This window comes from Paenibacillus sp. NPDC056579, assembly GCF_042793215.1.
Taxonomy (GTDB): Bacteria; Bacillota; Bacilli; order Paenibacillales; family NBRC-103111; genus Paenibacillus_S.
In genome coordinates this window covers 498,315-523,463 of the sequence record NZ_JBHTVD010000002.1, presented here as the reverse complement: position 1 = coordinate 523,463, position 25,149 = coordinate 498,315, and the positions used below count along the sequence as shown (strand labels likewise).

The window sequence follows — 25,149 nt, the reverse complement described above, 5'->3', positions numbered from 1 at the left end:
TGTATTAGATCATTTCCGATACTAATTTTGCCATAATTGCATTGGACAATACAACCGGCAAGCCCGAAGCGCGGGCAACTAGTTCCCTGGATGCTTCCGTATACCCCATACAGTCGAGCAAAATGACATCGGCTTGATCCTTCAGCTCCATCGCCGCTTGGTGAAAATTAGCTTCGTTATTGTGATAAGGCGACGCTACGGCGAAGATCGGGTCAAGTCCTACCGGTTCATACTTAGGCCGAAGACTTTCCATTTGCTCCTCCAGCGGCACGATCACTCCGAACCGGCGGCCGCCGACCATCGCTTTGACGGTCGGAGGGATGATGTGATCCGGCTCAATCAAATACGATGTCGACGTGCTGAGTCCTGGAAACACTCCCGTACACAGCAGCAATATTTGTTTGATGCCGCTTTGCTCCAGCTGATCGATCTTGGCTTGCAGAATCGGCTGAATTTTCTCGCGCGACATGACGACGGAATCTCCGTTAGTAAGGCGCGAAGTGAGAACATAGTCGCCTGCATCCGGATGCAGATTTTGCTCGATATATGACTTGGTCATCCCGTCCAGGACGCCAATCTGAACAAGCTCCGCCCGGTTGTCCAAATATTTCTCGATAATCGGTGCCACATCCGTGCGCGGCGCTTGCCCGATCGTAATCATCCCCAGCTTCTCCATCGTTCATCTCTCCCTAAAGTATTGCTTCTGCAAACTCGCTTCATAAGTCAGGCAAGTTTAATCGCAGTAGAATCGATCCCGCTATACGCCATGCTTTATCGCGTTAGCGATCTTAACCAATGTGCTGAAAAAAAGGGGGATTAAGCTCCCCTTGCTTCCTTTTGGCCTTATGACCTGTATCATGAAATTGGTTATTGCAATTACTGGTTCCCCAATGTTTGCAGCACTTTCATGGATCCATACAGCTTAAGGATGCGGTCGAATTCCGCTTTGTTGTAAAACTCGCAGGTTCCGTTAGTCATTTCTTTGGCTACTTCCACCGCGAAGCGCGCCGCCGAAGCAATGTCCACTTCATGGCTTGCTCCAGTACCGCAGCCCGGAACGACCGATTGCGCAGTAACCGCTACACCGACAACCGGAGCATCCGTCGCGACAGCCGGCTGAAGGATGGAGTTGATGTGATACAGATCGTTGCCGTAAGGCGTAATGTCTTGTGTCGTAATCGGGAAGGTGACCGGAATTTGTCCCGTCGTCATTTCCATGATCCGCAGCAAGTCTTCGCTTACGCGCAAAATGTAGCCTTCTTTGACAGTCGGAGAAATAGCAATCCCTTTATGATTGATAACGCGGTTTCCTTTGGTCGTATCGATGGACAGGATCGCTTCCATTTCGGGTACGATTTCGTGCTTGTTCATCGTCAAAATATCGACCGGGGAATCCATGAAGTCTACCGGCTCGTGCGGGCGGGTAGGAGCATCAGGACAAATGTGCGTTGTAATGATCACATCCCCCTTCAAAGAGTCGCCTCTCGTCTGCATTTCCGCAAGCTTCAATGCCGAAGCTACTGCCGCAACCGCTCCGTCGGCGTCGGATACGAGCCCGATACGGGACGGACGTGCGCCGATCCCGCCAAGACGGCCGATAATACCGAATGTCGGCGCGTCGCCGCCCTTGCTTTTCCCGTTCGTCCCGGGGATGACGATTTTGATGAAGTCCGTGCTTCCTTTTTCCCCTTCCACGACCGTTACGGTTACGGATACATCGGCATAATCCTTGAATAATTGCTTAACCTGCTCGCCGCTCGCATAACCGCTGTCCATAACGTCCAGCGCCAGTAATGTTTGTTTCAATGTCATGATGATTTCCCTCCATGTGGTTCTGTCTAGTTGTCTATATCATGTACCGCTTACTTGATATAAGAAAGGATCGGTTTCTTAATAATGTCCTCGATTGGCTTCAACAGCTTCTCGTTGCTCATAGTAGTGCTAAGCAGCAGCTTCTCCTTCGGCACCGCGATAACCGTCAGCTGCTGACCCTTTTGAATGGCTGCCGTAACGATAGGTCTGGCCGTCTTGGCGTCCAGCGTCATGATCAGGTCAGGGAACGTCGCGAACCGCTGGCCGTCTTTCTCTATCGTCATATATTCGTTCCAGAACGTCATTTCATGCTCATTGTTGATACGGACCGTACCTACGTCGAACCCGCCGGTCGTCTCCAGCTGGAAGTCGGTTACTTCCCCGGTTGTGACGACGGTTCCGCCCAGCTTGGCCACAACCGAGGCGATAGCCGCTTCGCCTTTATGGGCGAGCAGCGCTTCCCCTACTTCAATCGCTTGGCTGATAGCGCCAGCCGCTCCGTTCGACTTCGCGTAGGCACGGGTTACCGGGTTACGAGCCACCGCAACGAGACCGCCAGCTTCTATCGAAGCTTTGCGAATGAGGGACGCTGCTTTTTCCAGCGAACCGGAAATGCTCATCTCCACATAATTGTCGGCTTTGCCGCCGACTCCGGCCTGGTGGGAAATATAACCTTCCACCTCGGATAAGTTCATCGAGCCCATAGCGCCTGTAGGATGCGCCCGGCCGTTGCAAGCAAAATCCACGAGCGGAATGCCGGTAATCGCCGACTGGAACCAGCCGTTGACGGTCGTTCCCGCACCGTTCTCATTCGTATGAATGGCTTTGACGGACTTGCCGATTTTTTGCGTCAAGATTTCCAGTGCCTTCGCGTAATGGACCGGCTTAACGAATTGATCCTTCGCCGCCGGCGCACCAACCATCGATACGGTTACGAACAAATCCTCATCATCGAACTCGTCGATGGTATACAGCTTCGGTTGACCGATTTCGAGCGCAAGGCGTCCGATCTGCAGGCCGTCGTCTATCCAGCCCCCGCCGCCTCCGCCTAATACGGCGCCGCCAAACACGGCGTACTCCACCATTTTTTCATCCAGTTTCATGATAGCCATGGAAGTCGCCTCACTTTTTCAATTTGAATACAGAATTAAAGAAGCTATACAGTGCATCTCCGGCAATAAAACCGGCAGCCAAAATCGTCATTGGAGTTTCGGCTTCTTTACCTTTTACTTTCAGAACGATAATCCGGATCGCAATACCTACAAGAACAGCCCAACAAGCGTTCGGAGTAGCAATCAGCAAGCCTGTTGCGAACAATACCCCGATTTGGCGGGAAGGACCGCCGATCAGCTGAACGATGGCGCCTGGAATAGCCCACAGAAGCAGCTGCTTCGCTACCTCAGGAGAAGCTCCGGCTTGGATCGTCGAAACATACACTTTATCGATAGGTGGAATCAGGTTTTGTGCAAAGTATCCGTTGTAGCTGAAGATAACGGTGATCAAAGCCACCCCGAAAGCGATCATCGCAGTAATATACTGATGCTTTCTGCCTTCCAGCTCGTACTCGCGATTCACACCGTTGCCGCGCAAGATGTAGCCTGTCTTCAAGTCGTAGCCCATATCGGCGAACGCGGGGCCCGTAGCTGCACTAAAGCCGGCCAGCATCGCAAGAGCAAGCGGCGGGAATCCGATCATCATCCCGAACAGCAGCGTAATGAAAGCCACGGCGAAGGCCGGGAACCAGCCGGAATGCATCGCTGCAATCCCTACGATAAGCTCATGGACGAACGCTGCGAAGGCTGCAAAAACAAGGAATCCGATCAGCATGCCGATCGACATTTGAGTCATCAAACCGCCGACCAGCGCGATAATGAGAGCAATAACCAAGTAAGCGATAAAGCCGAGACCGAGCGTGCGGCGCGCTGTCGAAACCGTTACGGTGTAGCTGCTTTCATCTTCCGGCTCCGCCGTTGGGGCAGCCTTGTCACCTGTTTTCTTTTGCTTGCTGAACACGAGCATCCCTGCTTGAACCAGAGCGATAATGCCGGCGCCGATCATTACGCCGTGTGCGATGTACAGCTTGTTCACGTCGACGTTGAACCAAGGCATCGAATATTGCCGGATCATCAAGCCGATACCGAACATCGTTAATGCCCAAATGTTCCCGATAAAAGCAACGCCGAACGCAGACATCGAAATATTGAAGTAGGAGCCGATCAATCCGACAACCGTACCTACACCCAACAGTCCAGCCCGTTTGCCGCCTTTATCGCCGGCTTGAATCGATTCGGCTGTAGCCAGACCGGGAGCCCACGTCCCTTTGGCCGGAAACAGCTTGGAGTCGAACAGCTTGTACAAAATAGCCGCATCGACAAACATCGCTAGAGCGGCACCGATCAGCATCGGAACGACCAAATGAGGCGCTCCCATCGCAAAAGGAATCCCGATCGGAATGAGCAGGCTGTTAGCCGCTCCGAACGTTGCCGAAGAAATCGACGTTTGAACGAGATTTTGGCGGTGAACGGACTTATACTTTTTAAAAATAGCTATAGGAATTCTTGCAATCAGCATAGCTACCAACGCGCCGATGATCGCCGTATTGGGAGTAACACCTAGCGTGGTGACGATCTGCATGCCGATAATCGCGCCTAGAACGGCGGTAACAATATTAAGAATGAGCGCGAACGGCTCAAAAATACTTGGATGCTTCTTTTCGTTGTCCATGGATAATCCCCCTTGATTGTGTGCAGATCATTCTCTCCATATATCATTTGCCATTCCATAAATTTTCATGTTCAACTCTTTCGGGCCGGTTCCATGGTCTTTTGTCTTTTGAACGACCCGAACTGTAACGTGCCGAAGAGAACTCCTAAGATGACCAGAGATATCCCAAACATTTGCTGAAAAGAAACAGCATGCCTGAACAGCAGTACTTCAAGCAGCAGCGTCATGAGCGGCTGTAGGTTGAGGACGATAGAAGCTTTGGCTGCCCCTACGGCTTCCATCCCTTTGTTCCACATGACGCCCGTCAATCCTTGCCCAACGATGACCGATACGATAAGCAAACTCCACAGGCCGATAGACTGGTTCCACTCGATGACGGATACCGCTCCGACATACGGGCCCAAGAAGATCGCGCTCAATGTGAACGTGTAGGCCGTTATAAGAAAAGACGAGAAATGCCGAGATAAAAATCGGGTAAATATCAGGTTGCAGGAAAACGTAAAGGTCGCTCCCAGCAACAGCCAGTCACCGATATGAAGGGCAAACCCTTGTGTATTCAGCGCCATGAACAATCCGGCGATCGCTGTGAGACAGCCGGCTATCATACGCCATGTAATGCTCTCCTTTAAGAACACGGCCGACAGTCCTGCCGTAATAAGCGGCGCCAGGGTGAAGATAAGCGATGCGTTGGTCGCCGTTGTAAATCTCAAGCCTTCGAACAAACAGATTTGGTTCGCAATAAGGGCAGCGGTGGAGCCTAGCAGAAGCAGGATCACCTTCTTGCTCTTCACTTTGACAAGCGATTTGGTGACTACCGCCCACACTAGGAAAATGCACGATACCAAAGCCAAGCTTAGTGCCGATAGCACTAAAGGAGAAAACTCCCGCAGCAAAATTTGTCTGGAAATATAATTCAACGCCCAAATAAATACACAAACGATTAGCAGTACATAAGATCTGGCCAAAATCAGTCTCTCAAAAGATCTGTAGATTCCGGACTCTGCCATCTGTACAAGCTGGAGGCAAACAGCCCCTCGGCTTCTACCGCATCTATAACCGGTACTTGCAGTTCTTTTCTAAGGACATCGGCAAATCCGATGGTGGAAAATCCCGTACATGCAAAGACGATAGCCTTGCTGCCTTGAGAGACCAACGATCGGGCAGCCTCAAGCGCCTGCGTCCTTCCTGACTCTGTGAGCAGGTCGGTCGTGTTCGTTACACCTTCAGGCTGGATGTATCCGACTAACAATTCGCCCAAAACGCGGCCTACTGCCGGCGGAATGCTCTCCGTAATGCCCATGGCGCCGACGCGTTCCCCTGCAGCCAACGCTATTAATGCTGCTGCGCTCCCGGCACCTATAACCGGAATCGAAACGTTACGGCGCAGCAGCTCCAACCCGGGATCCGCAGCGCAGCTGATCAGCAGAACTTTGCAGCCTTCTTGTTCCATAGCTTTGCCCAGCTCAACGATTTTCGGTACGGCGATAGCTTCGGTTTCCTCGTCATAAATGCCTTTGGGCTGATCCGGGATACACCGGCTTATGACGGGAATGCCATACAATTTCGAAACAATATTGCCATGTTCCGCAATAATGTTCGGATCTTCGGCCGTGAAGACTCGGATTAGACCAATCATTCGTTTCCCCTCCTTTACGATATTTCAATAATCTGAAATCGACTGTATTTAAATTGTAAAGGGTTACATGGAGATCAACAATGTGCCCGTTTACCAAAAGTAAATAAGGCCTATTGTGCTCAGAGCACAATAGGCCTTATTTTTCACCCCTGGTTTTTCAATAGATGGAAAGTTGTACAAAAGTAATAGGTAAATCGTTTTTGCATATTATCTACATCAATATCCGCAATTTCCTTTATACGGTCCATTCGGTATTTAACGGAATTGCGATGAATATAGAGCCGGTTGGCCGTTTCGATAAGGCTTCCTCCGGACTCCAAGTAATAGTAAAGCGTCGTTAGGAGATCCGTGCCGTTCTCTTGATCGTAGGCCGTGAGTTTCCCGATATGGCTGTCGACCAAAGAGTCAAAGGTAACATATTCGGAGCAATCCAGCAAGAGACTAAATAGTTCCAGCTCTTTGTATATGTGAATCGTCCGTTCCCGGTTCAAACGCGTACCGATCAGAAGAGCTTTCTTCGCTTCGATGCAGCTGCGCTGAATATCCTTTAACGGGGTTACCGTTCCAAAGCCGATACGAATCTGGCTCCAGGAACGCACGAAGCGCGACAAGACGGAAGTCCAGTCCTTGGAGCTCGTCCCGTGACCGGACAAAATCAGAATGATCCGTTCTCCTTGTCTAATTACGTGGGAACGCGTCTTCCGGTTTCCGGATTGCTGCAAAATCAGCTCTTGTAATTTTTGCATAAAAGGAGCCTGCTCTTCCAGATGGGACGCTTCCCCTTCAATCATCGCGATCTCCCAGCTCCATTCCGGCAGCAGCCCAAGCTGACGACCCCTAGTCTCGATTTCCTGCAGGGTAAGCGGCAGTCCCATCAGCAGCTCCTCGAAAAAGCTTCCCCGCAGTCTCGTCTCCGTATCGTGAGCGATCTTCCTTCTCATAATTTCCAATGAAAATACAAGCCTCGCCTGTTCTACACATACAAGCTCCAATTCATCCAGCCGCTCCCGCGCAACGACCAGCTCGCCGACGACCTGGTTGTCTACGATAATGTTCCATCGCAATTCGCGTGCCGCCGTCTCGTTAACTGCATCCCGCGGAGAGCTGATCAGCACTTCTCCCGACCTGTCCAGCACCCGAATCGGCGATTGCAGCAGCTCCGCGACATTGTCCGCCACAACCTGCAAACCGCTATTGTTCAGCACCAGATTGGTCAGCGTCTTGTACACTTCTTCCGACCTTCTCAATATAACGGCTTGTTTATCCAATATCCGCTCCATAATGGAATGCGTAATATCGATGTAAGGTATGCCTACAGGCAGTTGAATAACGGGAATGTCGTATTCGTTGCCTTTGTCGATCATCTCCTGAGGGATACCTGCGATAAACCGCTCCGGCTTGACCGCTACGCCGGCCGCCCCGACTCGCGCCAGATGCTCGACCAGCTTTGGAAACAAAGAAGGATCGTGGCGCATCGAATAGCCGGTCGTCAGGATCATCTCGCCCTCCCGCAGCCAGCCTTGAATATCGGGCACTTCCATAATATCGATATATCGGACGATCCGGTCCAGCCCTTTTTCCCCGCTGATCAGCAGCGCATCGCGCATAATCGGCAGCTGCAGCATTTCGCGAACCGTCACCCCGTTGAAATTCATCCCCATCACCTAATTTCCCCATGGTGTTCTTTACTATTTAAGATAACCTGTCAGGTTCATTTTAAGCAAACGGGCATCTGTAAGCAGACTCTAGAAGCGCTTCATGCTTCAGATGAACGTTTCTATTCTATGAAAAGCATAAAAACCGTGGCATAATAGACTCATATACTTAAGGATGAGGTGGAACGTACGATGAATCGGGAACAAGGACTGCAGCTTATAGAACAAACTCGGATTATCGCCATCGTCCGAGGCGTGGAGGAGCAGCATATCGAAGGTGTTGCTCAAGCGCTGCTGGACGGCGGTGTCCGAGTGATGGAAGTGACGCTGAATACACCCGGCGCGGCGAAGATGATTGCCCGCCTGCAGGAGCAGTTCGGCGAGCAAATGTACATAGGAGCCGGGACGGTGCTCGATCTCGAGGATGCGAAGCTTGCCATTGATGCCGGGGCTTCCTATCTCGTAACTCCGAACATGGAAGAGGAAGTCATCCGGTACGCGGCAGCGCAAGGCACGCCGGTGTTCCCTGGCGCCATGACGCCGACTGAGGTTGTAAAAGCTTGGAAGGCCGGGGCTACCGCAGTCAAAATATTCCCGGGAGCAAGTCTAGGCATCTCCTATTTGAAGGAGCTTCAAGGGCCGCTCAGCCACATTCCGATGGTTGCCGTCGGCGGCGTCAATGAAGAGAACATCGCCCAATTCCTGCAGATCGGCTGCTATGCTGTAGGGATCGGCGGCTCTCTCGTCAATTTGAAGGAAATTGCGAACGGCAACTGGGATTGGATCCGCGATAAGGCGGCCCGTCTGATTGCTAACGCGCAAGCGAAATAAGCGGCCATTCTTCACCGCCGCGACCAAAAGCGCCCTGCCCTCCAGAAGCTTTTTGTCTGAAGCGGCGGGGCTTGTTTTTTTCTGTAATAGAATTTATAAGATCCGAGGTCATCGGGTGAAATTCTGTTTGGCGATAAAACCAACGGCTCCTACGAACCGATCATGCTAACCATGTGTGTGTGGCCGTCCGATAACACAAGTAAGTTGGGCAGCTGCGTATTTACAACGTAACAATGTTATGTTACACTGATTTTGCAAGGGGGTGCTACCGGATGGAGCAAGATATCATCTCCAAGAAAGAGCTGCTGGAGCTGACAGGCCTGTCCTATGGCCAGCTGTACCGATGGAAGCGGAAAAATTTAATACCGGAAGATTGGTTCATCCGCAAATCTACGTTTACAGGACAAGAAACGTTTTTTCCCAAACATAAAATATTGGCCCGGATCGATAAAATTAAACATATGAAAGACGATCTTTCTCTGGATGAGCTGGCGGATTTATTGTCGCCTCACCCTACGGAAATTTCATTATGGAAACAAGAGCTAATAGATCGTAACATTGTTTCGAAGATGTCGCTTGATTTTTATATCCAGCGTACGGGCGATTCGGATATTTTTCCATTCGACCGCATATTGCATATGCACATTCTCGAGAAGCTGCTCCAGACGGGCGAAATGAGCCTAGATGAAGGGACCATGCTGGTTCAAGTATTGAACGATCATTACAGCCAATTGCAAAACGGCGGCGGCCAGCTTATTTTTATCCGCAAAATGGGCGTGTCAACGTTCTTATTGTCTTCAGCGCCAGGCGACGTATTCTTCGAGTCCGGAGTCAAAGTCGTTACCCGGTTGAATATTGCCGCTTGCATAGAAGAGCTGAAAATGAAGATGGGTTAAGGAGGATCAACCATGGCAGAAGTATTGCGGCGGAAGCTGGTGCTCTCCGGATCGGGAAGCGCATCGGGCGGAACGTATCAGGAGGTCAAGGTTTCCGGGGAATGCACGATTTACGGCCATTTGGATTGCACGGAGTTTAAAATATACGGCACTAGCCATGTGGAAGGCGATGTGAAGACGAGCTTTTTTAAAATCATGGGCAATTCCATTATCGTAGGCAGTGTCGATGCCGCGGATGCGCGAATCTACGGCGAGTCCGACATTGGGGGCGATTTGTCCGTTCAACGGCTCAAGCTGTTCGGCAGCGTTAAAGTCGGCGGCTCGCTGACCGGGGACACCTTGTCCATCGGAGGAGAAGCTTCCGTGCAAAAGGATTGCGAGGCCGAGACGTTCAAGGTGAACGGCGGCTTTACGATCGGCGGTCTGCTTAACGCGGGTTTGATCGAGATCGTTCCTTACGGCCCCTGCCATGCTCGTGAGATCGGCGGCGGAACCATCAAGGTTCAGCGTTCCGGTATCGGCTATCAGCTCCACAAGCTGTTTCATTTCGCTACAGCCCGGGATCATTATTTGACTGCGGATACCATCGAAGGCGATACGATCCATTTGGAGTATACGAAGGCGAGAGTGGTTCGGGGCGCTCGTGTCGTAATCGGTCCCGGCTGCCAAATCGAAACGGTCGAATACAAAGAAATTCTGGAGCTGTCTGCGGATGCGGTCGTTAAGGAGCATGTCAAAGTATAGCGGAATTTTACCCGATAATGCTAAATACGGAAAGTGGTGTATCTCCCTGAGGTGCGTTGGCGCCCGCCTAACGATTGTCGTAGCATTGGATTCATAACAAGCTCAAGACCAAGTGCTGAGAACACTTGGTCTTTTTGACATTGATAAGCGATTCAATATTAATAATAAGTAAACTGCACCTTGACCGCAGCCGATATGCTCAGCTCCCCTGGCTGAATAGGAGTAGCCGGCGCGCTTACGGCGGAAAACATGACAGGCTGGAACGGCGTCGGCTCCTGCTGCCGCGACAGCTCCTGCACTTGAACCGGCGTCCTTACGAGCGTCACGCCCAAAGCATTAGCCATCGTGAGCGCCTTTTGCTGCGCATTATGAATGGCCGAAGTCAACGCCTGATTGTAATAGGCATTCGGGTGCTTCACGCTGAACTGGATGCTGGAGACCGTATTGGCGCCATTTTTCACGGCGGTATCGACGATCGTGCCGGTTTGCTCGGTCCGGTCTACCGTAACCTGGAGCAAATGAGTTACCTTATACCCTCTCAGCGTCTGGATTCCGTCCGCATAGTTGTACTCGATATCGATGCGGTAAGTAACGGTTTGTATATTTTGCTTGGGTATGTTCAGGTTAAGCAGGGATGAAATGATGTTCGTTACCATAGCCGCATTTTGGGTCTGGGCTGTTTGGAGACTTACGTCCTCTGTAATCGCCCCCAGCGTAATCGAAGCCTGATCTGGAGCAGCGGCAACGGACCCTTCCCCGATAACTTCAAGTCTATTCTGAGGGTTGGGTGCGTCTTGGTACATCGAGGACTGGGGAGTATGCGGGTATTGCGGGTAATAAGACAACGCAATCACCTCTTTTCGCTCAAGGTTTATACTTACAATGTATTTGTGTTCAAGCCGCAAGATGCCTAATCCTTCAGATATCCATAAGGAGAACGCTAAAAGAAACGAGCGCGGATGGGAGCCGGCTGCAAAGGTACTAGAAAAAGATAGTACTTACCGGATACCGTGACAACCGCTTACAATCATCTCAACCCTTCTTCTGTTCGTTCACGGAGGTGAGATGACGTAATGATCGATAGGTTGTTGAGAAAAGCGTGGCTTCAGCTGCTGGGAGCATTCCTTGTTATAGGCTCCATTCTCACGATGTATAAATACGAGAAGCATATGCACGACTTATCCAATCTTTATGAATTCAAGTGGGCGGGATGGCACCTGGATTCCGCATCCGCTGTTTCTCAAGCTATGATGCCCACGGAATCCGCATGGTACGTGATCACATGTTGTCTGATCGCACTGGCGCTTATTCGTTACGGTATTCAATTCTCCCGTGATTCCATCAAGACAGCGGCCGTTGCCATATGGTTCATCCTTATTATCTACAGATTCCTGGCGGACCCTTCCGCCGCCACTGCCTACGCTATAGCGTATGAAACGGGCAGTAACTACCTTCCCTTTCTCCATCCTGGGGCCGTCACTCAAGCGCTGCTCGCGGCAGCGGGCTTTACCCTGTCCCTCCGGTTCTCCTGCGCCTCTCTGCGTCCGGAAGACAACCGTCTGTTAGCCATCCTGTATGCCGCTGTAAGTCACTTGCTGGCAGGTGTATTGCTGGCAGAGGAAATGAAGCGGCTCATCCAGGCGGCCGGACTGGAGCCTTTCGCCAGCGGGCGTCTTGTCCTGCTTCTTGCAGGGGGTCTCTACGCCTGGGAGCTGTTCGAATGGGCGGCTTACAGCAAACAATCGATATTCCGCGTGCTGGGCTCGCTCATGCTCTTATGCGCTGCGATACAGACCTTGGTCTGCGAGTGGCCGTTCCAGCAATGGCCATTCCAAGCCTTCGTTCTGTTCGTCCTCGGTGCCGTCACCTTCTGCATCGCTTTCAGCAGCAACGAGACGCGGCAGAGCAGTGCAAGTGCGGGAGCTCGCATGCCACACCTGATTAGGGAATCGGCTCGAGTCCGCTGCACGTCGCCCTCGACCTCCTCTTCGGACGCAATGTGACAATGTAACAGTGTAACGACACGGCAGCAAAGGCACAAAATACGTAAATTCTATAAATACAAAAAAACCGTCTCAACGCCGAAAAGCCGGCGCCAAGACGGGTTATTTTTTTTCCTGTATCACATACGAGCACTTGTTGCCGCCCTTAACGAGGCACTCCACGCGCTTCACGTCGGCGCCAAGCAAGGTTTCGAACATCATCAGCTCGCACTGGCAAGCATGGTTATATTGATTCGCCACCTGGGAAATGGGGCAATTATGCTCATTAATGACATATTGGCCGTCTTCCGTCGAGTTCCAATCCACCATATAGCCGTTGGAGTTTTGGATTTCGGCGAGCGTCTTGACGCGCTCCGGAAGCGGTTTGCCCGTAATCTGATCCTCGTAACGGCTGATCAGCCGCTCCTTGCGTTTCTCGAACAGCAAATCCACTTTCTCCGCTCCTGCATCGGCCACCAGCTCGCTTAATAAATCCAGCGTTAAATGATGATACTTCTTCGGAAAAAGGTCGTCGGCATTCTCTGTCAGAGAATAAAGATTGGTCGGCCGGCCCATAGCCTGACGCACCAGCTTCGCCTCGATCAGACCGTCCCGCTCCATCGTGTTCAAATGTCTCCGCACCGCCATCTCGGTAATGCCCAGCTGTTTAGCCATTTCACTCACGGTTAAAGCACCGTTCGTCTTCAGCATCGTCAGTATGACTTTGCGCGTCGATACATCCTGTTCCTGGTTCATCCGGTCTCACCGCCCTTCCTGAAAGTATGAGTTTAAGCATCGAAAGCGGCTCCGTTTGCACGAGTGATAAAGCTTTCCGATATTGCCATTGTATACGAAATTCGATAATAAGTAAATTAGTATACTAAAATGTATCAAAAAGCCTAGCAAAGCCAATTTCAGGGATTCGCCCTACACCATTTCCCGGCTGATAAAAGCAGGTACGGCTTCGGCAAACGCCTGTAAGGTTCCCGGCAACATTGTTATTAAAGGATGCAATCCTTCTCTAGGATAAGCGGCGAAATCCTGCACCAGCGGCTTGCGCAGCACGACAAGCTGCCGCAGCACCGAGGCCACTTGCTCATCGAATACCCGCTCTCCGGCGAGGATATCGATAATATCCTCGTAGCTGCTGGCGTCGCGCATCATAAAGGCGTCGATTAGCAGGCTGCCGACGTCGGTCACCGTTTCGATGGCAAGGTGCAGCGTCCGCTCCTGGGCTAGATGAAGCAGTAGACGCTCCGCGTCACCCGCCTGCTCCCATCCAGAGGACAGCTTGCCGCATGCCTCCGAGAGTGTAGGCAAAAAGCGAAGGCGAAGATCGATTTGTTCGTGGTTGACATAATACATCGTCGGTTATCTCCGTTTCTTTCTTCTCCACTTCGACCACAGACTGATCGCCGGTACGGAAAAGATAATTAGAATAATGAGCAGGACTGCCTGCATTAAATATTCGTAGCTCATAGGTTAACGTTGCTCCTTTAGCTTGTCCGGGCTCGATTGCTGCTCCCGCCAGTAAGCCCAATGATTGGTCGGACCGTGGCCAGCGCCGATGCCGAGCTCGTGACGGATCGCGAGCGTAATAAACTGCTTGGCCGTATGGACCGCATCCAGCAGGGTGCGGCCTTTCGCCAGCTCCGCCGTAATAACGGCCGAGAACGTGCAGCCGGTTCCATGCGTATGGCGGGTTTCGTAACGCTCCGCCGTAAGCAGATGGAACTCCTTGCCGTCGTACAGCACATCCGTCGGCTCCCCGCTGCTGTGGCCGCCTTTGACGACAGCCGCTCCCGCTCCGAATTGCTCGACAATCCGGACAGCGGCTTCTTTCATCTCGCCAAGCGTCGAGATGCTCATTCCCGTAATGACCTCCGCCTCGGGAATGTTCGGCGTCACGACGGCCGCTAGCGGCAGCAGACGCGTGCGCAGCGCTTCCTGCGCGCTCTGGGCGAGCAGGCTTGCCCCGCCTTTGGCGATCATGACCGGATCGACCACGAGCTGCCGAAGCCCGTGCTTGACCGCCTGATGCGCGACCAGCTCGATCACCTCCGGCTGCGACAGCATGCCCGTCTTGGCGGCGTCGACGCCGATATCGCCGATGACCGCCTCCAGCTGCTGCTCAATCCCCGCAAGCGGGATGTCGTATATGCCGTGCACGCCCAGCGTATTTTGCGCGGTCACCGCCGTAATCGCGGATATACCGTATACCTCAAGCATTTGGAACGTTTTCAAATCCGCCTGGATTCCCGCTCCGCCGCCGCTGTCCGAGCCCGCAATCGTCAGCGCCTTGTACACTCTATTCATGTTGAAACCTCCCTTTGAACCGAAACCTGACTTTCTTCAATAAGTGTATCTATCCGCTTTCCCAGCGTCAAGCCGCGGGGGCCGGCGTGTTATTGATATTTTTTTGACAACTTGCCAAAACGCTTTGACGGTATGGGAGGGCTGCGTTATGATGGGAGAAATAACCGTCGAGGGAGCGCTGCTATGAGAAAGCACGCACTGCATGTCATGACGACCGGGCGGCAGGAGCTGCGGCAGGTTGCCGATATCGCCGGGCTATGCCCAACCGAGCTCATCGACGTGCTGCATATTCGCGAGAAATCGCGCGGCGCAAGAGAAATCGCACAATGGTACGCGGCTCTTCAACCGCTGTTTTCATTGAGCGGCATTTATATCAACGACCGGCTGGATACGGCATTGGCCGTACAGGCTCCCGGAGTGCAGCTCGCCTACAACAGCCTGAGCGTGCAGCAGAGCCGTCTTATCCTGCCTGCCGGCACCCGAATCGGCTGCTCGGTACACTCGGTCGAGGAGGCCGTGCAGGCTGCGGACGATGGAGCCGATTACGTTCTGTACGGGCATATTTTCGAGACCCGGTCGAAGCCCGGCTTGGCGCCGCGAGGCGTTCAGGCGCTGGCCGACGTGGTCGCAGCCAGTCCCGTACCGGTAATCGCCATTGGAGGCATCGAGCCGGATAACGTGGAAGACGTTTTATCCTCAGGGTGCGCGGGCATTGCCGTGCTATCAACGGTTCTGCTTCATTCGGAGCCGGCAGCCCAAATCCGCCGCTTTCGTCAAGCGTTGGATCGTTCCCATCATATTCCTAGGAGTGGTTGGCAATGAACAGCAAGACCTCAGCTATTATTGTCGGGGGAGGCATTATTGGCAGCGCGATCGCAGCCGATCTCATTCGTGCGGGCATCCGGTGTACGCTGGTGGAGAAAGGCGCTCTCCTGCAGGAAGCGTCTGCAGCCGCAGCGGGCATGCTCGGAGCGCAAGTGGAAATCCACCGCCCCGGCGCCTTTTACGAGCTGTGCCGGTACAGCCAGCAGCTGTACCGGAAATGGACCGAAGAGCTGGAAGAGCTGAGCGGCGTATCACCGCAATATATCGATCAAGGGATCGTTCGGATAGCATGGAACGAGGAGGACGAGAACGAGCTGCGCAGCCGGCTGCCGTGGATTCAGGATGCGCAATGGCTCGAAGCGAACGAATTCCGGGAGCTGGAGCCCGCTTTGTCGTCGCACATTCGCGGCGGGCTTCATTTTCCGATGGACCATCAGGTCCAACCGGTCCAGCTCGCGCATACACTGCAGGCTGCGCTTCGGAAGCTGGGCTGCGACATTCGCGAGTGGACGCCGGTGTTCAGCCTGATCGAGCGCGGAGGGCGCGTCGTCGGGATCCGTACGTCCGAAGGCGATCTGTACGCCGACCACGTGATCCTGTGCGCGGGAGCATGGAGCAGCGCACTTACCGAGCCTTTGGGGCTGAAGCTGCCCATGTTCCCGGTAAAAGGACAATGCATCTCCATCCGCCCGCCAGCCCCTCTTATTCGTAAAACCGTCTTTACGAAAGGCTGCTACATCGTACCGAAGAAAGACGGCACAATGATCGTCGGCGCAACGCAGGAAGAAGCCGGCTTCGACAAGCGCTGCCTCGTCTCAGCCGTCGGCGCTCTGCACGCCAAAGCTGCAGCACTGCTGCCGGCATTGGAGCAAGCGGAGCTCGTGAGCACCTGGGCGGGACTCCGACCTGGGACGCGGGACGAGCTGCCGTTCATCGGCAACTCCTCTAAGGCTCCGGGCCTCTTATTCGCCACAGGCCACTATCGCAACGGCATTTTGCTCGCACCGGGCACCGGCAAACTCATGACGCAGCTGGTGCTGGGCCAATCGCCCGACCGCGATTTGGCACCATTCGCACCGGACCGCGTCTTAGCCGGCGTCGATGCCGGATAACCGGGTCAGGCTGATTATTTCAGCCTGGCCAGCAGCGCCCAGCGGCGTTCGAACCGCCGCCTATATTTCGGAAGCCCGCGATACAGCTCGACCGTTTCACGGTACGCTCTGCGGGCTTCTTCTTTTTTGCCCAAGCGGTTGTACAGCTCCCCGAGGCGGTAATACGCTTCGCACGACGAAGAATTGACCGTGCCGAACGTTTCCAGGTAGCGGATCGCCTTATCCGGCTCCGTATCCGCCCACGCCTCAGCCAGCCGCAAATACGGCTCGCCGTATTTGATTCGCGGATTCATCTCCAGCGCTTCCAGCAGAAGACGCTCGCCCTCCTGAACCTCCCCAAGCTTCAGCTTGCATATACCGAGCTCCGCCCTCACTTCCGCGGAATCCTCCATGACCGCCATGATCTCCGTCAATAACCCGGCCGCCTCCCGGAACTGCTTGCGTTCAATCAAGATCCGGGCCGTATCCAGCTTCGCTGTCGTAAGATGGGGATTCAGCCTAAGCTCCTGCCTTAGCTTCGATAATCTTCGTGCCCGTTGAAACGGCTTGAACAAGCTGGGAGTTAAGCCGATAAAGCGGCGCTCCAATGCGTAAAATACAATCAATAAAATAATAATGGCGATAATCGGGCTTCCCGTGAGCATGGTTAATACAAAAAATAGCAATATTTTGCTCATCTCTATGCACCCCTTTGTTGTCTGTTTTTTCCACTATTGTATCATAATTGACGGGAGCAGGTTCAGACAAGCCGGAAAAGGAATGAAAGCGCATTAGAATGTGCAATCTATAAAATGTGAACATTTTGCGTACGGGAAGGAATTTGCGCTAGGCGTATCGAATGCGTTGAGGTTGAAGGATAGGACCGGCCGCCGCCGGCCTGGACTTGTTCCGAGTTAAAGATCCGGGGGGATTCACCTAATGAACGAATTGCAGGCCAACAAGTGGCGCAAGACAAGGGGCATGGGAAAAGGCAAATATGTTATGTATTTTGGCGTCGTTGCATGGGGACTGTCGCTTACCGCTTTATTTACGGCGACGGAATGGTTTTCGCAGCAGACCGTGACAACGTCTTGGGTATATATACGGCTGGTTGTTTTCAGCATTGTCGGCTTTTTCATCGCCAATTTCCGCTGGGAAGCCCGTGAGAAGCTGTATCTTGCGTCGCCTCCGCCCAAAAAACAGTCTAAGCACTAGGCAGGAACCGCGTTTTGCAATAAGGATCAAAGAGCAGGACGAACCGTTCTTGCTCTTTTTTTGTCTTCAATTTCCCGGATTCCGTATGCTTACGGACGATCTGCTCCCTTGTGGCTTACATCGTTCCTTGCTAGCATTGCTCCTCATTATAAAAATATTCATAAAATGTTTACTTCATTTTCTTTGCATAGTCGCTTGACAAAAGTAAGTAAGTTTATTAATATACTTACATAAAGTAAGTTCATTTCTTTTTCTGTAACGACTGACTTACTTACATTATGGATCTGTTAATTATGAGGAGGAATTATTTAATGTCTACTGTTCTGTTCGTCAAAGCAAATGGCCGTCCAGCCGATCAATCCGCTACGGTTAAACTGTATGATGCATTCCTGGCTTCTTACAAGGAAAACCATCCGCAAGACTCCGTAGTTGAGCTGGATTTGTTCGCTGAAGAGCTTCCTTACTATGATGTCGACACGCTGACAGGCTTGTTCAAGCAAGGCAAAGGCTTCGAGCTGACTTCCGTCGAGGAGCAAAAAGCGGCTAACGTTAATAAATATTTGGATCAATTCTTGGCAGCCGATAAAGTAGTATTTGCTTTCCCGCTGTGGAACTTCACCATTCCTGCTCAATTGCTGACTTACTTGTTCTACGTCGTTCAAGCAGGCAAAACGTTCACATATACGGCCAACGGTCCTCAAGGCTTGCAGCCTAACAAGAAAGTCGCATTGCTGAACGCACGCGGCGGCGTTTATTCCGAAGGTCCTATGGCTGGCCTTGAAATGTCCTTGAACTACGTGAAAACAATCATGGGCTTCATGGGCATTCAAGACGTTACTACCGTTGTAGTAGAAGGCCACAACCAATTCCCAGACAAAGCGGAAGCCATCGTGAGCGAAGGCGTGAAAAACGCAGCTAACGCAGCTGCTGCATTCTAATAGCAGTTCTTGTATACGAAAGGCCTCATTCCCGAACCGGGAGCGGGGTCTTTCTCCTTATTCCTCTAATCAAACGAAAAGAAGCCCGCAATCGCGAGGATTGAGGCTCCTTGTCCACAACTAGATGTTAACTGGATTGTTCCGTACTCATCTGCTTTTTCTTTTTCATAATAAATATCGCAAAAAACACCAGAACCTCCGTATTGACAAAAGCGATGCCGTATCCGGACAGCCCGAACACGAGCGCGAAGCCTTCGAACATAGAGGCCCACCACAGGGAGGCGGGGATCAAAACGGCCAAATTGGCCGCAAGCGAAGCGAGAAAGGACAGCAGCAGCTTCTGGGTTTTTAGCATGAGCAGAACGCCCACGACATGGGTTAGAATAAACGCGATGCTCATAATTAACCAGTAATACGTATCGTAAGACAAACTCGTTCACTCCCGGACACGATAATCATCGATTTTCTCTACTTAGGTTAACAAAACGAAGAGTCGAAAACAACCGGTTCTGCATTTTGTTTCAAAACTGTCATAGTATCGCGGCTGGCCGTTTTGCAGTATAATATGAAAAGGCTGACCACTAGAATAAGGAGGTGCCTGATATGGCACGAAGCAAAGCAAAGAAGGAACGGGAACGGCGCATCCGCGAAGGATTGCTTAACCCCGAGATGAACCGGCTGAACTGGAATGGTGTCGTTCCCGTAGAGCGAACCACACCGACCTTGAAGGAGAAGAAAGAAAGACTTCAACAAAAACATAAGCACAAATGGAACCGCATGCCGGGTGGCAGTGACGGTTCCATTTTATTTTTTGCCCTATAATCCGTTTGGATTCCGTTATCGGACAGCGCCGACAGAGTCCTGACCCTGACTCGCAATGATTTCGGTCCGTTCGGCATTCAGCTCATATTTCAAGTTCCCGTTACGGTCGTAGGCGAACAGCTTGCTATCCCAAGCTTTGTCCCCGTTAGCTTCTTTTGCCGGGAACGAGCGGGAGGCAGCATACAGCTCCCCTGAAGGCTTAACGGTCTGCTCGAGTCCGTCATGCCAAACGATCTTCAGCTCCAACACATCGGGATCGTGAAGCTGCCCTACAAAATAATAATGCCGCCGGTTATCCAGTGTCGTCATCCCGGACTTAAAGCTTAGCAGCACGTCAGGCTTGAGCTCACTTCCGAAGCCCCCGCCCCTGTTTCTCCACAGCAGCCCGAAATCGCGTGAAGCATACATTTGATGGAACATCCGGTTATCCTCGTCAAACAGCAGCAGCAGGTAGCTTCCGTTTCCGCTATCCACCGTCTCCACAATTTGAGCGGGCGGCAGCTGGATGCCCCTCAGCGCTTCTTCCGCTGCCCCTTCCGCACTCCACGGATTGGCGGGGTAATAGATTCGAACCCACAGCACTAGACCAAGCACAATTATCAGCCAGCGGATCAAGTGTCCGCGGACTGCCGGTCTCTTTTTCAGCCTGTTCCTTCTCATCTCAAGGCTTCCCTCCCGACTGCAGCGGAATATCGAAGCGGAAGCTCTCGCCGAAAGAATCATAAAAAAATGTTGCCGAACGAATCCCCTCCGGCACGTCCTTAAATGCATAATACCCTTGGGACCGTATCGCGGTATTGGTGCTTCCCGAACCGCTAGACTCCAGCAGGGCACCGCCGTCGGTTCGCAGCTTTACCTGAAGAGGCAAGCGGTTGGACGGTCCGAGGCGCGTCGCTGTCATATATAGCCTCAGCTCTCCGCCATCATAAACAACGCCGTCCACCTGCAAAGACGACCTGTAATAGGCTTGCCGTTCTGCGCTTCCCGGACCCGGATAATAGATGCCCTGATTTCGTGCGTCTTTCATGTCGCGGCCAAAATGAAACATATCGGAGAAAGGCAGTATGGCAAGCAGTAAGCCGCCCAGGACAAATATAAGCAGCAGCCATTCTGCGGCAACCCATGCTTTCCTCATAGTCCTCATCCTTTACGTGGTACTGTTTTCTCATCCAGACGCCGTTAACAGGCAAAAGGTTGCAGCATAATAATGCTTCGCGGTTGCCACTATAGGAATGGAGCATCCTCTCGGGGAGTACCGCAGTCACTCCCTAAGCGGCAATCGCCGCTCGCTCAATGGACCGGAAAGGAGGCGCCGCTCATGTCGAAACAGAAAAACCGCCGCGAGAATGCGGACAAAATCCGCAAGCAAACCCATCGTCCGCACGGTTATGTGAAATCGCTGGAAGAATATGCGGAAGAATACGAAAGCGGACAATCCGCCAACAAGAAGCAATAGCTCGTCTTAGAGCAAGCATCTTCCTTTCCCCTCTCTCATAAAATGAAGCAAGAACGAGGAGGAGGGGATGAGAAGATGGCATCTGCATCTGCTATCTGGGCTGAGCTTTTTCTTTGGACCGTCGTGTTGGCCGGTATCGTCGGAAGCTTCTGTGCCTGTTTGTACCGGTTTGTCAGCAAAGACTCAACCGAGTACGACATGGAATTTCTTTGGGACAACCGCTTCCGCTTGAAAGATCTGGAGCTTGATCCTAAAGACCGCAAATCATGATCCCCTGCATCGTCCTTGTTTCTCAAGCTTTACGGCCTTATTTAATCTTCGCGGAACTGCAAAGAAACCGCTCCTTGCCGGAATGGTTCCACGCCATCCGGGCAAGTGCGGTTTCTTTTTTACCCTGCCTCTGCCTCTTTCTCGAGACCCCACTGCCGTCTCAAAAAGCTAAGTGACGCGGGAAGCTCCAGCGTTCGTTCCGCCACAGAGCATTCGACGGAAACGCCTCCCGAATACCCGGCCTGCTTCAACTGCTTAACGAAAGCTTCATAAGGATAGCTTCCCGTTCCGGGAGACCGTCTGCCCGTATCAGCCACGTGGATATGAGCGAGCCAATCCTTATGCTCTCCAATCGTGTCCAACGGCTCCTGCTCCTCATCCATATGATAAAAGTCGGCCAGTACCCTTATCGGGTCCCGATTGACCAAGCGTGCAAGCGCAACGCCTTCGGCGACGCTGTTAATGATATTCGATTCCTTGCGGTTCAGCGGCTCAATCACCAATGTCAATCCAGTTCCCTTGCACTCGTCTGCGGCCCATCCTAGCAGGTTCAGCAGCTGCTCCTCGGCACGGCTCTTCTCCCATCCTTCCGGTACCGTACGAGCCTTCCCGCTGCCGAACACGACGATAGTAGATCCGACGCTTGCCATCGTATCGACTGCTCTTGCCAAATAATCGCGGATTCTTTGCTCATCTGCAGCAGGCCCTACCAGCGGAAGACCTCCCGGAAACAATATATTCCATGCTCTTACCGGAATTGGGCTATTCCAATACAATGGCAACGCTTTCTTGAACGCGTCCGGTTCCAGCTGCAGGAGCGGAGCGAGCGGACATTCTATATAGTCGAATCCGTGCTCCTTGATTTCGCTCGCCTGTTCAATTCCCATACACCAGCCGAATGCTGTCATCCTTCATACCTCCTAAGCGGTTTCGTCATGATTGATGTGCTTTCGAAGCGGGTCTGTCTCTCTTCTCATTGTACTGGAATCCTCCCCAGGCTTCCGGACGTTTCTTGCTTAATGCCTCATGTTTTCAACCTTTCTTGCTATAAAATCAATGGATGGAGCCGAAGCGCCCTGTCAGCCGGTGAGAAAACCTCTATCGAGGCCCTTCAAAGATGAGCGACCGCGTTCAATGGTAGGGTTTTATCGCCAATAGGAAAGATCTTCGATACGCTTTTTCGCTTTACCGAACTTAAACTTTCCTATGTGGTGAAAAAAGTTCGGTGGATACCCGCTCCCGAATTGTGCCGTGAACGAATTTCCACCGAACCTATACGGCGCTGTGGCTATGCACTGCGCCCGCTTTAGCCCCTAGCTGCCGGATCTCCAGCTCGAACAGAGGCTTGGATATGTAATAGCCTTGTATGTATTCGCAGCCCCAGGACCGCAGGCATTCGTACTGCTCCTCGGTTTCTACCCCTTCGGCCACAACCTTGATGCCCATTCTATGTACAAGCTCAATAATCGATTCTACCAGAGACTCTCCTACGGACTCATTGGTGATATCCTGTACGAAAGATTTATCGATCTTCAAAGTTCCTATCGGCAGTCGGCTTAAATAGTTCAATGACGAATAGCCCGTACCGAAATCGTCCAAAGCGATCTTCACTCCGTAATCGCGGAGCGTCTCCAAATTGCTGATCGCCGTCTGGAACGACTCCATCATGACGCTCTCGGTAATTTCCAGCTCCAGGTATTCGGGAGCCATCTGCGTTTCGAGCAAAATGCCGATAACCATCCGGGCGAAATCCGCCCGCTGCAGCTGGATCGTAGAAATGTTGACGGAAATGACGGATTCGGGAAAGCCGTAGTTTTGAATCGCCTTATTGCGCTCGCATGCGGTCCGTATAACCCATTCGCCTATCGGGATGATAGCGCCGCTCTGCTCCGCTACCGGAATAAATTCCATGGGCGATATCGTGCCCATCTCGGGATGGACCCAGCGAATCAAGCTTTCGAACCCGCGAATTTGCTCCGTCCGGACGTCCACCTGAGGCTGATATTGCAGGATCAGCTCATTATGGATGAGCGCTTTGCGAAGCGCCTCTTCGAGCTTGCTTTTTCTGATTAACGCTTCCCGCATGCCGTTGTTATAGAAGCGGTAATGGTTTTTTCCTTGCTCCTTCACCTTGTACATGGCGGTGTCGGCGTTCTTGACCAGCTCCTCCGCCGTTTCTCCGTCGCTCGGATACAGGGCGACACCCATGCTGATCTTCGTATGGATCTGCTCATTATGAATCAATTGCGGGTATTGAAACCCGTCATACATCGACTGAATGCGCATCTGCAGAGGCTGCAGCTGATCGATCCCTTCGAACAGAAAGACGAATTCGTCCTCTCCTATCCGGGCCAGCGTATCCTTGGGCGTAAGAAAACGCTGCAGCTTGAGTCCTACCCGGTTCAGCAGCTCATCTCCGAACACATAGCCCCTCGTATCGTTGATCAGCTTGAAGTTGTCCAGATCGACTACAACTACAGCTACCATGCTGTCCTGCTCCCTGGCAGTTCCGATCGCCTGGTTCAGCTTCTCCATGAACAGCTTGCGGTTAGGAAGCTCGGTCAAATCATCGTATAAGGACAGCTGCATAATATGCCGCTCCGTATTACGGATTTTCGTAATATCGTAGCAGGTTCCGGTAATGGACTTCACTTGACCGTCGGCTCCGGCTACCGGGGATAACGTAGTGACATAGATTCTAACGCTGCCGTCCGTGTGCTCGAGATCCTTTTCGAACGTCACCGGCTGCCCGCTTTTTACCGTTTCCAGCATCCCGTTCCACCAGGAAAGCTCCTCATGAAATCCGAACAGGTCCACAATGGACTTCTTGCCAAGCTCCTCCGGCAAAACGCCCAAATCTTGCTGAAACTTCTTATTGGACGACAATACGATCCCTTTTTCATTACAGCTAAAGATCAGATCATTGGAATGCTCTGCCAGCGTGCGGTATTTCTCCTCGCTCTCCAGCAGCTTGTCCTCCGTTTCCCGCTTGCGTATCTCGTTCACGATAAAATATCGGATAAGGACCGCGGCCACCGGAAAAGCAACCAAGACCGGCACCGCATATTCTCGGATCAAAAGCCATGCCGTATCTGCAGGCAAAACAAAAAGCCACAAGATGTTCCCGATCGCCACGAGCAGACCCAGTCCTGCATAGGCTATTGCGGGCTTGTGAAATTTCCGGTCGTATCGGCTCATCATCATGCCAAGCAGCATCGCCGTGCCGATTGCCGCCAAAGCGCTGAAGGCTCCGACACCGCCCACATAGATCCTGTAGATTCCGACAATCAGCGCAGCGATAATTCCGGAAACGGCTCCCCCGAATGCGCCGGCAAAAGCTACAAGCAGTGTGCGGAAATCGATAAAGATCCCGTCCGTCACATAGATGGGAATGATCATGACGGTTAACCCCGTGATTCCAAACAACCCGCCCCAAATACATCGGGCCCGCAGTGCAGGAAGGTTGGAAATGAAGGGATACAACCAATGAAACAAAAAGATGAATGACAATAGCACGGATGCGTTAATCGATACATCCCTTATTGTGCTGAGCCCGATTTGGATCATGGCATCCCCTCCCGAATATCGTCTAGGCACCGCTCATCTTACTTTTTGACATCCGTAAGAGGCAGGCTGCATTCCTGGCAAAACGTTTGCAATAGCATGGAATACAGCTTTCTTGTTGAATGGATACCAAGCTTCTTCATAATATTATCCAAGTGATTTTTGACCGTTTTGACCGAGATGGTGCAATGATCGGCCAATTCCTGATTCGAATACCCGTACAGCATTAACAAAATAGCGATTTCGCTCTCGCGGCGAGTCAGTTGGTTCTGCTCGGCAAAAGAGCAGATGGAATTTCTCACATACTCAGCATATATCGTCTCATTCTCTTGTGATACTACTTCTAGCATGGCTCCGCTAATACCTCCACTT

Annotated in this window: 29 protein-coding genes; 11 read left to right on the top strand and 18 right to left on the bottom strand. The window is 52.2% G+C overall.

Annotated features, from left to right (window positions below; genetic code table 11):
- Positions 1-4: 4 nt before the first annotated feature.
- The 7 genes from ACFQ88_RS09885 to ACFQ88_RS09855 all read right to left on the bottom strand — a co-directional run bounded on the left by ACFQ88_RS09885 (position 5) and on the right by ACFQ88_RS09855 (position 7,833).
- A complete protein-coding gene (locus tag ACFQ88_RS09885; RefSeq protein ID WP_379453986.1) occupies positions 5-676 on the bottom strand; it encodes an AroM family protein in 672 nt (223 codons plus the stop codon).
- 200 nt (positions 677-876) lie between these two features.
- Positions 877-1,812: a DUF1177 domain-containing protein gene (locus ACFQ88_RS09880; RefSeq protein WP_379453985.1), complete on the bottom strand. Its 936-nt coding sequence runs from the start codon at positions 1,810-1,812 to the stop codon at positions 877-879.
- A 50-nt stretch (positions 1,813-1,862) separates the two neighbouring features.
- Positions 1,863-2,924, bottom strand: a complete 1,062-nt coding sequence (locus ACFQ88_RS09875) for an S-methyl thiohydantoin desulfurase family protein (RefSeq protein WP_379453984.1) — start codon at positions 2,922-2,924, stop codon at positions 1,863-1,865.
- 10 nt (positions 2,925-2,934) lie between these two features.
- Positions 2,935-4,536 carry an OPT/YSL family transporter gene (locus tag ACFQ88_RS09870; protein WP_379453983.1) on the bottom strand — a complete coding sequence of 534 codons (1,602 nt, stop codon included), beginning with the start codon at positions 4,534-4,536 and terminating at the stop codon, positions 2,935-2,937.
- 71 nt (positions 4,537-4,607) lie between these two features.
- Complete coding sequence (locus tag ACFQ88_RS09865; protein WP_379453982.1) at positions 4,608-5,501, bottom strand: DMT family transporter; 894 nt, start codon at positions 5,499-5,501, stop codon at positions 4,608-4,610.
- Between the two features lie 2 nt (positions 5,502-5,503).
- Positions 5,504-6,172 carry an aspartate/glutamate racemase family protein gene (locus ACFQ88_RS09860; RefSeq protein ID WP_379453981.1) on the bottom strand — a complete coding sequence of 223 codons (669 nt, stop codon included), beginning with the start codon at positions 6,170-6,172 and terminating at the stop codon, positions 5,504-5,506.
- Between the two features lie 143 nt (positions 6,173-6,315).
- Positions 6,316-7,833: a PucR family transcriptional regulator gene (locus ACFQ88_RS09855; protein ID WP_379453980.1), complete on the bottom strand. Its 1,518-nt coding sequence runs from the start codon at positions 7,831-7,833 to the stop codon at positions 6,316-6,318.
- A 186-nt stretch (positions 7,834-8,019) separates the two neighbouring features.
- Between ACFQ88_RS09855 and ACFQ88_RS09850 the strand changes: the two genes are divergently transcribed.
- From ACFQ88_RS09850 to ACFQ88_RS09840, 3 genes are all read left to right on the top strand, one after another.
- Positions 8,020-8,658: a bifunctional 4-hydroxy-2-oxoglutarate aldolase/2-dehydro-3-deoxy-phosphogluconate aldolase gene (locus ACFQ88_RS09850; RefSeq protein ID WP_239633357.1), complete on the top strand. Its 639-nt coding sequence runs from the start codon at positions 8,020-8,022 to the stop codon at positions 8,656-8,658.
- Between the two features lie 272 nt (positions 8,659-8,930).
- Positions 8,931-9,554: a YhbD family protein gene (locus ACFQ88_RS09845; RefSeq protein WP_239633356.1), complete on the top strand. Its 624-nt coding sequence runs from the start codon at positions 8,931-8,933 to the stop codon at positions 9,552-9,554.
- A 12-nt stretch (positions 9,555-9,566) separates the two neighbouring features.
- Positions 9,567-10,298, top strand: coding sequence for a bactofilin family protein (locus ACFQ88_RS09840; RefSeq protein ID WP_379453979.1), 732 nt, complete (start codon positions 9,567-9,569; stop codon positions 10,296-10,298).
- Between the two features lie 158 nt (positions 10,299-10,456).
- On the opposite strand, the gene ACFQ88_RS09835 is transcribed toward ACFQ88_RS09840, so the two are convergent.
- On the bottom strand, positions 10,457-11,143 hold the full coding sequence (locus ACFQ88_RS09835; protein WP_379453978.1) for an SIMPL domain-containing protein: 687 nt from the start codon (positions 11,141-11,143) through the stop codon (positions 10,457-10,459).
- Between the two features lie 228 nt (positions 11,144-11,371).
- Here ACFQ88_RS09835 and ACFQ88_RS09830 point away from each other — a divergent pair, with 228 nt between their 5' ends.
- On the top strand, positions 11,372-12,301 hold the full coding sequence (locus tag ACFQ88_RS09830) for a hypothetical protein (protein ID WP_379453977.1): 930 nt from the start codon (positions 11,372-11,374) through the stop codon (positions 12,299-12,301).
- Positions 12,302-12,403: 102 nt separating this feature from the next.
- On the opposite strand, the gene ACFQ88_RS09825 is transcribed toward ACFQ88_RS09830, so the two are convergent.
- The 3 genes from ACFQ88_RS09825 to thiD all read right to left on the bottom strand — a co-directional run bounded on the left by ACFQ88_RS09825 (position 12,404) and on the right by thiD (position 14,596).
- A complete protein-coding gene (locus tag ACFQ88_RS09825) occupies positions 12,404-13,036 on the bottom strand; it encodes a helix-turn-helix transcriptional regulator (protein WP_239633352.1) in 633 nt (210 codons plus the stop codon).
- Positions 13,037-13,207: 171 nt separating this feature from the next.
- Positions 13,208-13,645, bottom strand: a complete 438-nt coding sequence (locus tag ACFQ88_RS09820) for a DUF86 domain-containing protein (protein WP_239633351.1) — start codon at positions 13,643-13,645, stop codon at positions 13,208-13,210.
- 117 nt (positions 13,646-13,762) lie between these two features.
- A complete protein-coding gene (thiD, locus tag ACFQ88_RS09815; RefSeq protein ID WP_379453976.1) occupies positions 13,763-14,596 on the bottom strand; it encodes a bifunctional hydroxymethylpyrimidine kinase/phosphomethylpyrimidine kinase in 834 nt (277 codons plus the stop codon).
- A 183-nt stretch (positions 14,597-14,779) separates the two neighbouring features.
- Here thiD and ACFQ88_RS09810 point away from each other — a divergent pair, with 183 nt between their 5' ends.
- A complete protein-coding gene (locus tag ACFQ88_RS09810; RefSeq protein WP_379453975.1) occupies positions 14,780-15,418 on the top strand; it encodes a thiamine phosphate synthase in 639 nt (212 codons plus the stop codon).
- Positions 15,415-16,533 (top strand): glycine oxidase ThiO, encoded by a 1,119-nt coding sequence (gene thiO, locus ACFQ88_RS09805; RefSeq protein WP_379453974.1) that lies wholly within the window; start codon positions 15,415-15,417, stop codon positions 16,531-16,533. The genes ACFQ88_RS09810 and thiO overlap by 4 nt, the downstream gene beginning before the upstream one ends.
- 14 nt (positions 16,534-16,547) lie before the next feature.
- Here thiO and ACFQ88_RS09800 read toward each other — a convergent pair whose 3' ends face one another.
- Positions 16,548-17,210, bottom strand: coding sequence for a tetratricopeptide repeat protein (locus tag ACFQ88_RS09800; RefSeq protein WP_239633347.1), 663 nt, complete (start codon positions 17,208-17,210; stop codon positions 16,548-16,550).
- Between the two features lie 241 nt (positions 17,211-17,451).
- Here ACFQ88_RS09800 and ACFQ88_RS09795 point away from each other — a divergent pair, with 241 nt between their 5' ends.
- Both ACFQ88_RS09795 and ACFQ88_RS09790 read left to right on the top strand, forming a co-directional pair.
- On the top strand, positions 17,452-17,727 hold the full coding sequence (locus tag ACFQ88_RS09795; RefSeq protein WP_239633346.1) for a hypothetical protein: 276 nt from the start codon (positions 17,452-17,454) through the stop codon (positions 17,725-17,727).
- A gap of 311 nt (positions 17,728-18,038) precedes the next feature.
- Entirely contained in the window at positions 18,039-18,665 is a 627-nt protein-coding gene (locus ACFQ88_RS09790; protein WP_239633344.1) for an FMN-dependent NADH-azoreductase, read from the top strand.
- A gap of 127 nt (positions 18,666-18,792) precedes the next feature.
- Here ACFQ88_RS09790 and ACFQ88_RS09785 read toward each other — a convergent pair whose 3' ends face one another.
- Positions 18,793-19,095 carry a hypothetical protein gene (locus ACFQ88_RS09785; RefSeq protein ID WP_379453973.1) on the bottom strand — a complete coding sequence of 101 codons (303 nt, stop codon included), beginning with the start codon at positions 19,093-19,095 and terminating at the stop codon, positions 18,793-18,795.
- Between the two features lie 173 nt (positions 19,096-19,268).
- On the opposite strand from ACFQ88_RS09785, the gene ACFQ88_RS09780 reads away from it, so the two are divergent.
- On the top strand, positions 19,269-19,487 hold the full coding sequence (locus tag ACFQ88_RS09780) for a hypothetical protein (RefSeq protein WP_379453972.1): 219 nt from the start codon (positions 19,269-19,271) through the stop codon (positions 19,485-19,487).
- A 15-nt stretch (positions 19,488-19,502) separates the two neighbouring features.
- On the opposite strand, the gene ACFQ88_RS09775 is transcribed toward ACFQ88_RS09780, so the two are convergent.
- Together ACFQ88_RS09775 and ACFQ88_RS09770 are read right to left on the bottom strand one after the other, a co-directional pair.
- The gene (locus tag ACFQ88_RS09775; protein ID WP_379453971.1) at positions 19,503-20,147 is read right to left on the bottom strand and encodes a hypothetical protein; all 645 of its coding nucleotides are present in this window, start codon (positions 20,145-20,147) and stop codon (positions 19,503-19,505) included.
- A 1-nt stretch (position 20,148) separates the two neighbouring features.
- Positions 20,149-20,622, bottom strand: a complete 474-nt coding sequence (locus ACFQ88_RS09770; RefSeq protein ID WP_379453970.1) for a hypothetical protein — start codon at positions 20,620-20,622, stop codon at positions 20,149-20,151.
- Positions 20,623-20,805: 183 nt separating this feature from the next.
- On the opposite strand from ACFQ88_RS09770, the gene ACFQ88_RS09765 reads away from it, so the two are divergent.
- Positions 20,806-20,943: a DUF6254 family protein gene (locus tag ACFQ88_RS09765; protein WP_239633334.1), complete on the top strand. Its 138-nt coding sequence runs from the start codon at positions 20,806-20,808 to the stop codon at positions 20,941-20,943.
- Positions 20,944-21,018: 75 nt separating this feature from the next.
- Positions 21,019-21,213 carry a hypothetical protein gene (locus ACFQ88_RS09760; protein ID WP_379453969.1) on the top strand — a complete coding sequence of 65 codons (195 nt, stop codon included), beginning with the start codon at positions 21,019-21,021 and terminating at the stop codon, positions 21,211-21,213.
- A 119-nt stretch (positions 21,214-21,332) separates the two neighbouring features.
- On the opposite strand, the gene ACFQ88_RS09755 is transcribed toward ACFQ88_RS09760, so the two are convergent.
- From ACFQ88_RS09755 to ACFQ88_RS09745, 3 genes are all read right to left on the bottom strand, one after another.
- Positions 21,333-22,121, bottom strand: coding sequence for a sugar phosphate isomerase/epimerase family protein (locus tag ACFQ88_RS09755; protein WP_239633329.1), 789 nt, complete (start codon positions 22,119-22,121; stop codon positions 21,333-21,335).
- A 364-nt stretch (positions 22,122-22,485) separates the two neighbouring features.
- Entirely contained in the window at positions 22,486-24,780 is a 2,295-nt protein-coding gene (locus tag ACFQ88_RS09750; RefSeq protein WP_379453968.1) for a putative bifunctional diguanylate cyclase/phosphodiesterase, read from the bottom strand.
- Positions 24,781-24,818: 38 nt separating this feature from the next.
- Positions 24,819-25,127 carry a helix-turn-helix transcriptional regulator gene (locus ACFQ88_RS09745; RefSeq protein WP_239633325.1) on the bottom strand — a complete coding sequence of 103 codons (309 nt, stop codon included), beginning with the start codon at positions 25,125-25,127 and terminating at the stop codon, positions 24,819-24,821.
- Positions 25,128-25,149: the final 22 nt, after the last annotated feature.